The 13157-nt window shown below is 41.3% G+C and carries 9 protein-coding genes; 5 read left to right on the top strand and 4 right to left on the bottom strand.

The genetic code is table 11. The features are described from left to right. Positions 1 to 18 precede the first annotated feature (18 nt). The 3 genes from F612_RS12370 (at position 19) to hisI (ending at position 2609) form a co-directional block, all read left to right on the top strand. Entirely contained in the window at positions 19 to 876 is an 858-nt protein-coding gene (locus F612_RS12370; RefSeq protein ID WP_019557175.1) for a UDP-2,3-diacylglucosamine diphosphatase, read from the top strand. A 183-nt stretch (positions 877 to 1059) separates the two neighbouring features. Next, the gene (locus F612_RS0107660) at positions 1060 to 2136 is read left to right on the top strand and encodes a 3'-5' exonuclease (RefSeq protein WP_019557176.1); all 1077 of its coding nucleotides are present in this window, start codon (positions 1060 to 1062) and stop codon (positions 2134 to 2136) included. A 17-nt stretch (positions 2137 to 2153) separates the two neighbouring features. Further along, positions 2154 to 2609, top strand: a complete 456-nt coding sequence (hisI, locus tag F612_RS0107665) for a phosphoribosyl-AMP cyclohydrolase (protein ID WP_019557177.1) — start codon at positions 2154 to 2156, stop codon at positions 2607 to 2609. 191 nt (positions 2610 to 2800) lie between these two features. Here the strand turns inward: hisI and F612_RS12970 are convergent, their stop codons facing one another. Beyond that, the gene (locus F612_RS12970; RefSeq protein WP_019557178.1) at positions 2801 to 5887 is read right to left on the bottom strand and encodes a PAS domain-containing hybrid sensor histidine kinase/response regulator; all 3087 of its coding nucleotides are present in this window, start codon (positions 5885 to 5887) and stop codon (positions 2801 to 2803) included. Between the two features lie 433 nt (positions 5888 to 6320). On the opposite strand from F612_RS12970, the gene F612_RS12380 reads away from it, so the two are divergent. Next, entirely contained in the window at positions 6321 to 8585 is a 2265-nt protein-coding gene (locus tag F612_RS12380; protein WP_019557179.1) for a methyl-accepting chemotaxis protein, read from the top strand. 164 nt (positions 8586 to 8749) lie between these two features. Here the strand turns inward: F612_RS12380 and truD are convergent, their stop codons facing one another. The 3 genes from truD to F612_RS0107690 form a co-directional block, all read right to left on the bottom strand. After that, entirely contained in the window at positions 8750 to 9934 is a 1185-nt protein-coding gene (truD, locus tag F612_RS0107680) for a tRNA pseudouridine(13) synthase TruD (protein ID WP_019557180.1), read from the bottom strand. A 93-nt stretch (positions 9935 to 10027) separates the two neighbouring features. Continuing rightward, a complete protein-coding gene (locus tag F612_RS0107685) occupies positions 10028 to 10519 on the bottom strand; it encodes a hypothetical protein (RefSeq protein ID WP_019557181.1) in 492 nt (163 codons plus the stop codon). 33 nt (positions 10520 to 10552) lie between these two features. Then, complete coding sequence (locus F612_RS0107690) at positions 10553 to 11506, bottom strand: Tim44 domain-containing protein (protein ID WP_019557182.1); 954 nt, start codon at positions 11504 to 11506, stop codon at positions 10553 to 10555. Between the two features lie 651 nt (positions 11507 to 12157). Here F612_RS0107690 and F612_RS0107695 point away from each other — a divergent pair. Further along, positions 12158 to 12850: an outer membrane beta-barrel protein gene (locus tag F612_RS0107695; protein ID WP_019557183.1), complete on the top strand. Its 693-nt coding sequence runs from the start codon at positions 12158 to 12160 to the stop codon at positions 12848 to 12850. The last annotated feature ends 307 nt before the right edge of the window (positions 12851 to 13157 follow it).

Genomic DNA, 13157 nt, shown 5'->3' on the forward strand with positions numbered 1-13157 from the left:
CAGAAAGGTAACAACAATATGAATACAGAACATCCCGCTTGGATGATGATACAAGAGACATTGAACACACCTCAAATGCCTCAAATGCCTCAAAACGAACAGAATAAAACGACTAAAAAGCACTACCGAACCATATGGATATCCGATACACATTTAGGCTCTAAAGGATGTAAAGCAGAGTTTTTAAGCGATTTTCTAAAGCAACATGATTGTGAACATTTGATTTTAGTCGGGGATATCATTGACGGCTGGCGCATGCGCAAAAAAGTATTTTGGCCGCAGTCGCACACCAATGCGATTCGCAGACTTTTAACTATGGCAAAACGAGACACGCAAATCGTCTATATCACCGGCAACCATGATGATATGTTACGTCGATATTCCGGCATCGAGTTCGGTAACATTAAGTTGGTCGATGAATATGTCCATCACACGGCAGATGGCAAACGCTTATGGTGTATTCATGGCGATCAATTTGATGGTGTTGTCCAGTGCCATCGGTGGATTGCTTTTTTTGGCGATTGGCTTTATGAGACTGTTTTGCATTTTAATCGCTGGTTTAACCAACTTCGTCACCGTTTTGGGTTTGGTTACTGGTCTCTATCTGCCTACTTAAAGGGTAAGGTTAAACGGGCGGTCAATTTCATCTCAGCCTTTGAAGAGGCGGTGGCTAAATCTGCACATGAAAAAACTATGGACGGCGTTATCTGCGGACATATCCATCATGCCGAAATTCGTACTTTGGAAAACGGCGTCACTTACTATAATTGTGGTGATTGGGTTGAATCCTGTACCGCGCTAGTAGAAGACTTTGAAGGCAATATCAAACTTATTCAATGGGTTAAAATTGACCATGTGCAATCGTTGTCGACTTAATTTTTTCAAGACTATTTAATTCGTGGCGTTTAAACCACCCATCTAAAGCGTATTAACCTCACAAAAAGTCCATATTCAGTAGGATATAAATTGGACTTTTTTAGCATAAAGAAAGCGCCATAAATGTAGACTCCTGTTAGAATAAGGCTCTTATTTATTTAATATGACAAGTCAAATAATCCTATGAGTAATGCACAGCTAATTCTGATCGACAAACGTAATCAACCTTTAAAAGAGTATCTTGTGGCCGTTGCCGCTTCGGATGGCCTGAATATTAAAGGTGTTGAAATCATGGCCTCACCCGCTAAAGGTGAAAAATCCTTATTGAATGCGGCCATCGTCATTCCCCCTTTAGAAGCGTTTGATTTCAATGTTCCAAAATTAGTTGATGCGTGTTTAAAACAACTCATGATTGGTGAAGAAGCCCACGAAATTGCCGAGTTTATTCAAAAATGTTCAGCCGATGAAGTCGTGCAAACCGCCTTAACGAAGTCTCTACCTAAATTGCGTAAAAAACTTGAACTCTTAATGAAGGATTTCTGTCAATCAGACGTGATCGACCTCCTTAAAGAGCGCCGTAATGATGCTTTATATAAGCTTAAACAACATGAGGTTGAGCTTAAGGGCAAAAACGTTGTCTGTATCGATATTGAAGCAACCAATGTTTCAACCCACCCAGAAGCCGATATCATTCAAATCTCTGCCTGTGACATCCATGGCAAAGAGTTGTTTAATCAGTTAATTGATCCGGGCTATGAAATCCCTGAAAATGAAAAACACAATATCACGACCGAAATGGTGCAAGGTGCGCCTTCTCTGGTTGAAGCTTGGGATCAAATTCACGATGTTTTGCAAAATGCAGATATCGTGCTCGCATACAGCACCGAAAGTGATTATATGTACCTTGAAAAAGCGGCCGAGAAGAAGATGCTTAAATTTGAACTCGACTATAATGACTGGCTAGATGCTGCCGAATTAAGTAAAGACCTTATGGGTGCATTGCGTTGGCATAGTGAAAAAATGTACTGGTTCTACAAAACACCAAAATTGACCATGGCCTATGAAAAAGCATTAGCAAAACCTTTCCCGGGTGATGCGCACGATGCCCTTGCCGATGCTCGCGCTACAGTAGAGTTGTTTAATGCCATGTTAGAAAAAGGTAAACTCTCACAAGTCGCTCAGAAAAAAGCCAAAGTAAACAGCAACCTAATCACTAACAACCCTTTTGCGGCGGCTTTTGCAGCGGCAAAAGGGCAATAGAAAAACGAGACCTTATCATGTGCCAAGCAACCGGTTCACCGCTGAGTTTTAAACAACTTGAAAAAGCCAAATCAGGTGACCACTTTGATTGGCAAACCTTAAAGTCTCAAGTCAGGTTTGATCAAAATGGTTTGATTCCCGCCATCGCCCAACAGTTCGATACCAAAGAGGTGTTGATGATGGCGTGGATGAATATGCAATCGTTACAAGAGACACTTGATACAGGCCGAGTCTGCTATTGGTCCCGTTCACGTCAAAATTATTGGCGTAAAGGGGAGGAGTCTGGACAGATTCAACGATTAAAGGCGCTTGCCTTTGACTGCGATGGTGACACCATTCTTCTCAGTGTCGATCAGACGGGGCCAGCGTGTCATTCAGGACGTAGAAGTTGTTTCTACACGAACGTACAAGGTTCCGACGTTGAAATCACCAGTAACCCACTGATTGATCCAAACGAACTTTATAAAAAATAACTCTTTTTGCCTGACCGAAGGGGATAAATTGTGTTGTCCCTTCAGCCAACAAGCACCAAATGACGCATATTAAGTTTAGCCTGTCTTAGTTCAGCCTGCCTGCGCCATGAAGCTGTCTATTGACACGATCTTTACAATCAAACTCAGTCGATTTAGATCCAACCAGGCCTGGTTATACACAAATAAATGGTCTATCCCATCCATTTCAACAAGGTTTGATCAAAGTATTCAATATCAATCGGTTTTGAAATAAAGTCATTCATTCCCACTGAAAAACAGTGCTCTCGATCTGCGGGCATAGCATTCGCGGTTAATGCAACAATCGGAATGGGCTGCGCCACACCCCCTAGCAACTCTTCTTTACGAATTAATACACTGGCTTCATAACCATCCATGATCGGCATCTCACAATCCATTAAAATTAAAGAATACTTCTGCGAATGCGTTCGCCAGAAAGAGAGACCTTCTATACCATTTTCGGCAATATCGACACGAGCCCCTAATCGAAGTATAAATTCTGAGATCACTTGCTGATTGATAAGATCATCTTCAATCAATAACACGGACTTACCTTTAAGAGGACTTGACCAGTTCAGAGAAGAGTGACCATTGGACTCTGCAGAATTTTTGGACAACAAAGAGACATCAAAACGTGGTTTAATTCGTTTTTTAAGATACGGATTACTCTTCGCTGAATCGTCAGATGTTCGCCTGTTGGCCCTCTCTGTTTGAACCACCGTCTTTTTGAGGTTTATAGGCTTTAATTCACTCTTATCATCCACTATTTGGAGAGGCAGTTTGACCCAGAATTGACTGCCTTTATTGAGAACGGAAGTCACCCCGACCTCTCCTCCCATCATCACAACCAACTGCTTGGTAATCGCCAAACCGAGACCCGTGCCACCATACTTACGTGTGGTCGATTCATCTTCTTGGGTAAATGAATCAAATAATTGATTGATATTTTCATGAGCAATACCGATTCCAGTATCTTTTACCTCAATAATGATATTACACATATCTGAAGCATCATGAATCTCATCTGCTAACATCAATGAGATATCTACTCGGCCTTCTGATGAAAATTTAATGGCATTGCCCAGGAGGTTTAGGATAATTTGCTGAATTTGACCAGCATCGCCTATAAATTGATTATCCCCTGGCAGACGGTTTTCAAATTGGAGTGTTACTCCAGACTCGTTCGTCTGACTCTCAAGCTTGTCCATACTCTCAAAAACCAATTCATTCAGATTAAAAGGTTGAAATTCCAGCTGTACAGCACCTTCATCCAACTTGGCAAAATCTAGAATACTGTTCACAATCCGCAATAGAGACTGCCCACTGTATTCAATCGCCTGTAAATAATCCTGCTGTTTATTATTCAAAGGCGTGTCCAAAAGCAGGTTAGACATGCCTAAAACACCATTCAATGGGGTTCTTATCTCGTGACTCATCGTTGCGACAAATCGGCTACGTGCTCTGGCTAATGCTTCGGCATTCTCTTTCGCAATTTGCATCTGTTTCTGTGCTTCAATTTGGACTGAAACATCTCGAATAATATGAACAATCTGTAAACCTTTAAGACCATTGATACTGCTTAAGCTGATTTCAACCGGTAACTCATTGCTTGATTTAGTCATGGCAAACAAGGGGTTTTTTACCCCCACTGAGCTGAAATGTGATGCCCTATTTTCAAGAGATTCATGCCTAAATTTATTAAAAATTTCATGACTATTTTGATTCATACAGATTTGAATAGGATGCCCAATCATCTCTTCACGGCGGTATCCAAATAGAGATTCAAACTCTTTATTCACGCGCACAACAATACCTTCATCATTGGTAACAGCAATTGCATCTGCAGCATTTTCAATGAGATTATTCGCATATTTCTCTGCCATTTTTTGGGCATGCACCGAACTCACATAACTCTGTAGTGAAATACAAAGACCATTTTGGTCGTAAGTTATATGTGTCACATCATTGACCCAACAGAAGCCATCAGAGACATCTTGCAATTCAAGACGATACTCCAAATTCACTTCTGGAAGTAATTTTTCAAAGGCTTCTAGCAATGAGGTTTGAACCTTTGGCCGGTCTTTGGTTAAAATTAATGTGCTGTAAGGTTTGTTTAATACCTCTTGCTGAGAACACCCTAACAGAGCTTTAATATTAGGTGATACATACTGAATAGACATACACTCATTGGGCTGCTTCTGAAAAAGTATCGTTGGCCCGGCATTAAATAAAGAGTCTTGAATCGAGTCATCCTTCAATTTTCTACGCGCTATTTCAACTCTTCGCAGATAGATGACCAGCCATAAAACCACTCCAGCTGCGGTTAAAAACAGGATGACAGCCATAAAACGCACTCGATAGGCATAGTGCTTGAAAACACCGGGTTTTTCCAAACCCAACAAAGACCAGTGAGTACCACTAATTGGCACGTGGGCTAACCCTTGATGCATTAACTCTTGGGTAATACTTTGACCATAAAAGTGACTGTCTGCCGATTTGGTGGAAGCCATGACATCAAGCTGATTCCGAGTATCAACGATAACGAATTCGAAATTAGAAGTATTGAAGTTCTCAAGAAGCCTTTTAATAGGACTGAGTTTAAAGCTCAAAAGTAATCCCGCAATCTCTCCGTTACGTTGCAGTTTATGGATGATTTCGTAGTGTTTTGTGCCCATTGAAAGGTCGGGTAATTCGATTAAAGTAGGCGTAAAACTATTTCTTGCTAACGTATTATCAATAGTGGCCTGACACTCCTTTCCAATAGATAGATCATCGCTAGCCACCACCACTTGCCCCTTTGAGTTGAGGATGGCAAACTGCTGTACATCAGGTAATAAATTGTTAATTTCATCGGATACATCATTAAAATCGAGTGGATAGCCTTCTCCTACCGACAAGTTAAAGATATGGTTTAGGTGATGCATTGAGATGGCTTGAATGATGACATAATGCTGTCCTATTCGCTCATCAATGACATTCGCGAGCCCTTTCGATGAGATAGTCGCAGCAACTTCCACTTTTTGATGTTGATGTTTTATCAGATACTCTGTCGTCATATATCCCACAAGAGCCATCGCAAACGTAAACAACCAAAATAAAATGGATAAGCTTTCTAGTGAAAATCCACGTTGGGAATTTCGAGACTGATGATTTGAATTAGACAATAATGCAACCCATTTAAAAATTAAAACGATCTTTAGTAGCCGTTGTATCCTAATTTTACCACCAGCACTGTCATTGAGCTGCTGGTGAGCAGACATCGTTCATTAACCTTACCCGAAGAACCTTTAAATCACAATCCAAAAAACCACTCAAAAATAAGTTCCAATTTTTTGAATGAAAAAATCCATTCACTGTTTAAGTCTGACCTGTTGATTGTAGTCGCGCGATTACGAAAAGTATTATTCTAAAACGATCCCAGCACGTCAAGCACCCATCATTAAGAGAGTGGCCGTTATTACGGTTATACCCATCTAACCGCCAACGACCTATGAAATCAAGAGTGATTGCAATTCATTGATTGGTATGATATATGCTTTTCATTCAAAATACTAAGTATAAACACTATATAAGTAATTAATAATATTATTGTATTAATTCAAAGCACTCAATGCACACCTATAAGGATCAAGACTATATGCGTAACAATCAACCCATTACCAATAAAGAGTACATTATCCCAGAAGGCCTTACATGGTATCCAAAACCGATTTAGCCGGAACGATTATCGAGTGCAACGATGCCTTTGAGGCGGCCAGTGGATTTTCACGTCACGAAATTATTGGTCAACCTCATAATTTAATCCGTCACCCAGATGTCCCACAGGCTGTGTTTAAAGATTTATGGCAATCCCTCAAAAAGGGCTATACCTGGAGTCAAATTGTTAAAAATAGGCGTGCTGATGGTGGTTATTATTGGGTCAGAGCCAATGCCTCACCCGTTTATACCAACGGTAAAATATCCGGTTACATGTCCATCCGCACCCCCGTAACTGAGCAGGAGAAAACCGTCACAGCACAAGCTTATAAAGACATCAATGCGGGTACAACCAAAATTAAGGATGCTCGAGTTTACTCGGGGGTTAATTGGCGTAATTTATGGATTTACTCTCGTTTACCGCCCCAGTTTCAGCTGGTTATGTTGATTGCAATATTGTACCTAACACCATATATCATCTACTCAATCATCGCTAAGCATGCTTTAATCGAGCAGCTCATAGTTGGCGTATTTGGTCTCATTCCACCCTTTATCTATGGATATTTATTATCTAAAGAAAATAAAAAGAGTCAAAGCCAATTAAACAAAATAGCCTCAGGCGATCATCTTTCAAACGAGTGGTTTGATCCAAACACCAGCACAGGGCAATTACAAACTTCGATCCGTTCTGTCTATTTAGCCGCGCGTGAACATAGTGAAGAATCCGCATACCAACTTGATCAATCGAGACAGTTGCAATCCGCCATGGATCAAATATCAAGTAATGTCATGATTGCCGACAGCAATCTCGTTATCAACTATATGAACTCGGCTATGGTGAAATTCCTTCAGGAGAAAGAATCCACCTTGAAAACCGTACTGCCAAAATTTGATGCTGACAACTTGATCGGTCAAAACATTGATGTCTTTCACAAGCAACCCAGTCATCAGCGCACAATGCTCAATCAATTAAAAGAACCTTACGCAGCACAAATCCAAGTCGGTGACACGCATTTAGAAATTTACTCAATTCCCGTTTTTAATCGTGCAGGCCAACGCACGTCGACAGTTGCCGAGTGGCGAGACAAAACAGCCGAAGTTCAATTAGTCGTCGAGGTAAATTCCGCCGTTGAAGCCGCACAACAAGGCTTGCTTGATAAACGAATTGATTTAAGCCGAGTTGAAGGTGTCACCAAACAACTGAGTGAATCAATTAACAATTTGATTATGGCCGTTGAAAAGCCTATCAATGCGGCGGTTGCTGTTGCCATTGCACTGGCTGAAGGGGATTTGACTCAACGCATAAAAGGTGAGTATCAAGGTCGTTTTGGCGCAATGAAAGACAGTCTTAATACCGCTGTCGATAATCTTAATCGCATGATGATTGAGACTAAACAAGCAACCCATTCAGTACATGAAGGTTCTAGACAAATTTATGACGGCAGTATTGCCTTAAATGATCGCACCCAGCAACAAGCCTCCTCTCTTGAAGAAACCGCTTCTAGCATGGAAGAGATGACAGCCGCCGTGAAACAGAATGCGGACAATGCTCAACAAGCTGCGAAAGTGACACATACAACCGCAACCCAAGCCCAATCAGGGGTAAAGGTGATGCACAACGCTATTGAATCTATGGATCAGATTAATACGTCCAGTCAAAAAATCAATGACATTATTGGCTTAATCGACAGTATTGCTTTCCAAACCAACCTATTAGCTCTGAATGCCGCCGTTGAGGCCGCGCGTGCTGGAGAACATGGTCGTGGTTTTGCCGTGGTGGCAGGTGAAGTCCGTAACCTTGCTGGAAAATCATCCGATGCCGCGAAAGACATTCGTATACTGATTGAAGATACCGTTAAAAAAGTTACAGAAGGCACGCTGCACGTCAAAGGATCGGGTGATGCCTTAAACGAGATTGTTGACTCCATTGGCAAAGTAAATCAAATTATCGAAGAGATTGCCTCATCTAGTAACGAACAGAGCATCGGTGTCAGCCAAGTGAATCAAGCTATTACTGAAATTGACAGCGCAGTTCAACAGAACGCCGCACTTGTTGAAGAAACGGCTGCAACGGCTGAAGAACTAGGCAATATGTCAGAGAAGATGAGTCAAAACATCGCTCAATTCAAACTGAATGAAGAGACCTCTGGAGTTGTTCATGAGAGTGCTTTGCGTACACAAAAACCGGATTCAAAAACGCCTCCCTTGCCGGTAACCCCACAAACGACAAAAGACAATGGAGATAAATGGTCTGATTTCTGATTTCTGATTTCTGATTTCTGATTTCTGATTTCTGATTTCTGATTTCTGATTTCTGATTTCTGATTTCTGATTATTATATTGAAGATTGTATTCAACAAAAAACCGCCAAATGGCGGTTTTTTTTGTGATCCAGACCATCTAACCCAAGTCTGACTTCGCTACCCTTACGCTGTTTCAGGCGCATTTTGAATCGCTTTAAGCATCCCTTGATAGTCCTGACCTTGTAACAGTTCTCGCATCACCATCGTGGCATAGCTACCTGAACGCAGGCTGAAAGAGAGTTGCAATACTGGAGCGGTATGCCAATCCGATTTAAGCGGTAACTTATCAAAAGCCATGGACAAGGCATCTGCACAATCTGCAGAAGAAGCTATCCATTGCCACTCTAATTCTAAAGGCAATAGCCGTAAAGCTCTGCGGTCTTGCTTGACACCATATTCATCTAAACCCGTTATCCAACTTTTGAAATGTTCAGCAATGCTTTGCTCGATCTTCAACGCACTCTTTTCTGTTGGTAAAACGCCCTGACCAAACAACGCACCCGTTGGATGGACATCTAGCGTGTTGACCCGTTCGGCTAAACCCGTTGAATCATCTTCAACAAACCATTTATTAGAGCCTTCCAATTGCAAAACGTCACCCGGCAAGAGCTGATTCCAATTCTGTTGTTTAATACGTTCACTCAACAAAACATTAAACATCCACGAACGGATCGCTGATAAAAATAGACTCTTTTGGTTGCGTTTCACTTTCGGCAATTCGCCTGCTAATAACTTTTCACCTTGTTTGATATTACGCCCATGAATACCAAAACGCTGTTCGCCGTAATAGTTAGGCACGCCCTGTTCTTTAATCTGGTTCAGTCGGGCTTGCAGGGATTGAATCACATCCGTATCGTTACCCTCAAACGGTTGCACATTACGAATGATGACCGTGAAGCGGTTGCCTGATAAACCGCCCGTTTGTAACTTACGTTGATGCCGAAGCGTCTTGAGTATGGTGACATTTTTAACTTTAAAGTCATCTATATTTGGATTAACCAGGCCTGCTAGTTGAATACTGAACCATTGGCGTGTCACGGCATGACGATCTTTCTGACCTGCTACACCAATTTTACTCGGCGACACCCCCGCCCATTTGGCAAGTTGTTGTAAAACCCAATCGGTATTCTCTCCAGTCTTTTCCACCCAGCACCACAGATGTTCACCTTCGCCACTCAGCTCATAAGCGATCTGCTCTTCGACCCTAAAATCCTGTGGGATCACTTTATAGATCCCCTGACAATCGGGTTGTCCATAGGCGTAATTAAGTACTTTTAAATCAGCGGGTTGCATTAAAGCATTTGGCATAGTCAATCGTCTTCTATAGAGATGTAAAAAAGGCCTGGCATATTTTTGAATATAACCAGGCCTGGTAGGTTTTATGAAGCAATTTTAAACTGGTTAAAGATTTTTAAAAACCTTCTCAGCAATAGGTAACTCTTTGCCTTCTGGTTTATCGTTATAAATCTGTACCAAAACTTCGCTAATATTACCGGGTACCACGAAGTCTTTAATTAACTGGCGGGCTTCCATCGGTGAATCTTTATGGATATAAAGATAGATGTTTCGTAAATGACATTTATTATCTGGATCAGATGCCATCGGACGCAAAACCCCTTCACCGGTAATTTTGACATTCTCTTTAGTGACAATCACGACCTTATGATAATAAGTTGAAGTTGGCGGTTTGGTAAAACAGATCTGTAATACTCGGTCAAAATTACCTGAGCCTTTATCAAGGCCACTGACAATTTTAGCTGTCGTCAATTTGACGGGCTCTTTACTGCAACCACTTATACCGGCTAAGGCGCTTGCAAAAAAAAGCCCTGAAACCGCTAAAACCCCCATTTTATAAGCCGATTTAAGGCGTGATTTAGTTCCTTTTGATTGCATGCTATCTCCCACGATTTAAAGCCTTAAGATGGACTAAAGTGACTCTGCATTTTGTTGAATACCCGCGACTTGCCAACTACCTTCGTCATTTGCCAAACGTCGAATGTGCCAAATTTCATTAAAAGCATGTGCACCTTCAGCCTCATTTTCTTGGATAAAACCGGTAAAACGAATACTGACGATGAAATACTCACCATCAATCGCCATATCGGCTAACTCAGCATTCAAGGTATCGATGACCGTATGATTATCACCCGCTTGCATGCCCATCATTTCTTGTTGTAATAACGCAAATAACTCAGGAGAACAGTAAGATTCAACTTCTGCCAAGTCCGCATCATCCCAGGCTTTCTGTAAGCTTGCAAAATGGCCCTTAGCGCCTTCAACAAATTCTTCCGCATTAAACCAGGCAGGTGTTTCAGTTAAATGCACGGCATCATCACTCACGCCTTGTCCCATACCGCCTTCCAGATCGGATCCAAAAATAGAACCGTTGGCATTTGGATTGTAGGCTGATGTTTCTGGAGCGGCTTCTCGTTGGTATGTTGATGATGGTGTGGTTTCAGTTTGCTGATAATTTGACTCATAAGCGGATGATGACTGTCCCTGCTTTTGACGCATATAAAATGTGAATAATTTAAACAATCCGAAAGCGATTAATGCCATCAATAAGATATCCATTAGTTGAATACCTTCAAATCCATCACCCATAAATAACGAAGCGAGTAACCCACCGGCTAACAAACCGCCCATCACACCCATTACACCAGCACGAGCAGGCGATGTACCTGGTTTAGTCGTCCCTGCTGGCGTTGCTTTTGGAGCTGCTTTCGGGGCGGAGTTAAAAGACTTGGGTGCGACGGATTTAGAGTAACCAAAACTGCTACCGCCGCCAAAGCGTTTTGCTTCAGCCACCTGTGTGACCGTAAATAGAGCAAAAAACACGGTGAGCAGAGCCAAAAAAGAGGGCTTAAACAATTTATTCACGATAATCTCCAATCTTTAAATTTAATTTTTATCTGTTTATATTTCTTTATGCCAAGCATTGTAGCCTGTTTTGAAAACGACTAAAAACAATTTGACCAGGCCTGGTCATTTCTAGGCTCATTCAAGAATGATTTATTGCTTCAAACAACGTGAAATTGTGTAACCCTTACCCTGTTTGAACTTGTCGTAGTGACCAAAGACTTCCATAACGTTACGTTTACTCAATGACACAGCCACATTAAGCTATTATTTAACAAACGCGCACCAATACGCTATTGATCCATGGTTGCACCAGGTCAGGTTAAGCTTTACTTTCAATGCAAAGCCTATCAGAAAAGATCAACCTTTAAATTACATAGCACGACGATAGGGGCGCGTTTCGTTGATATTTTAATTATACCCACACACATAATTTTATATTTATTTATAACAGGTACATTGTTGTTATTGAAACATACCTCATACCAAACTTGCTTAAATAAGGCGTGGATTGTTATTGCCTGAGAAACTCATTTCTAAAAAGCCAAATCAAACCCGAGCATACACAAAAACACGTAGCAAATAAGCTTTACTTCTGACATAATATTATAAAACCCTAGTTAAGATACTTATAAAAACCCACAAGTACTAATAAAACAAGGATAAACTATAATGAACTTTAAAATCGCACTCACATCCACCGCGGTTCTAACCGCCCTTTTAATCTCTGCAACAGTCCAAGCTGCAACACCTTATATTGAAGGCCAAGTCGGCGTTACAAACCTTGAAGACACTGATACAAAACCACACAGTGGCTCAAATGGTGGCATAACCTTCACCAATACCAACTTAAATCTTGATTATGACTCAAGCACCACTTTTGGCTTTGAGCTTGGTGCTAAAGATGTAATTCCCAACGTTAGAATTGGTGCATCCATCTCGAGAATGAACTTTGACTTGAAAAGCGCAACCGTTAACGGCTCTTTCACGGACGGTAGCACGGACAGTACGACAACCATAACAGGCCCAAGTAGAGTTTCCGGAAACGACCTTGCTGCAGTGGGCCTTAATCTTGATAAAAGCGTAAATCTGTACATGGTAAATGCATACTATGACTTTAAAAATTCAACAGACTTCACGCCATTTTTGGGGATTGGTATAGGTCTAGCAGACATCGAGAACACTAAAGACAATGAGTTTGCATACGCTATAAATGCAGGCGCCAAATACAATATAGGCAAGCAAACCTACATTGGCGTTAAAGCAACTTACACAACAATCAATGGTCCTAAAGACGAACGTGGCTTTTCATTTAAAGATATCAAGGCTTGCACGGCTAACGTATCTATTGGTTACGAGTTTTAAGCCCTCAACTTATATTAGCTTGAGTTTTCACGCTTCTCGGCTGCCGATTGTAAATTAAGCCGGAAGTGTGGAAACTTAAAGTCGCAATCGTCTTACTGTGTGGAGAAAAATTCAAGTTTGATGCACGTATAGACTGAGTGGGAATTTGTCCATCAATCCTTTAGTGATGGCGAAGTTTGATATCACTGCTGCAACTAATGTCATTTTAGATGCTTCTTGCCAATCGAGGTAATCACTCACTTTACCAAGAAATTGACTGACTAACCTTTTAGCCTAAGCAACGGTTACGAAACCAACATGATTAACC

It is taken from the genome of Thiomicrorhabdus arctica DSM 13458 (assembly GCF_000381085.1).
GTDB lineage: Bacteria > Pseudomonadota > Gammaproteobacteria > Thiomicrospirales > Thiomicrospiraceae > Thiomicrorhabdus > Thiomicrorhabdus arctica.

Bases quoted from the DNA above. Each gene is read 5' to 3' on its own strand.
- F612_RS12370 (WP_019557175.1), top strand. From the start codon at position 19: ATGAATACAGAACATCCCGCTTGGATGATGATACAAGAGACATTGAAC.
- F612_RS0107660 (WP_019557176.1), top strand. From the start codon at position 1,060: ATGAGTAATGCACAGCTAATTCTGATCGACAAACGTAATCAACCTTTA.
- hisI (WP_019557177.1), top strand. From the start codon at position 2,154: ATGTGCCAAGCAACCGGTTCACCGCTGAGTTTTAAACAACTTGAAAAA.
- F612_RS12970 (WP_019557178.1), bottom strand. From the start codon at position 5,887: ATGTCTGCTCACCAGCAGCTCAATGACAGTGCTGGTGGTAAAATTAGG.
- F612_RS12380 (WP_019557179.1), top strand. From the start codon at position 6,321: ATGGTATCCAAAACCGATTTAGCCGGAACGATTATCGAGTGCAACGAT.
- truD (WP_019557180.1), bottom strand. From the start codon at position 9,934: ATGCCAAATGCTTTAATGCAACCCGCTGATTTAAAAGTACTTAATTAC.
- F612_RS0107685 (WP_019557181.1), bottom strand. From the start codon at position 10,519: ATGCAATCAAAAGGAACTAAATCACGCCTTAAATCGGCTTATAAAATG.
- F612_RS0107695 (WP_019557183.1), top strand. From the start codon at position 12,158: ATGAACTTTAAAATCGCACTCACATCCACCGCGGTTCTAACCGCCCTT.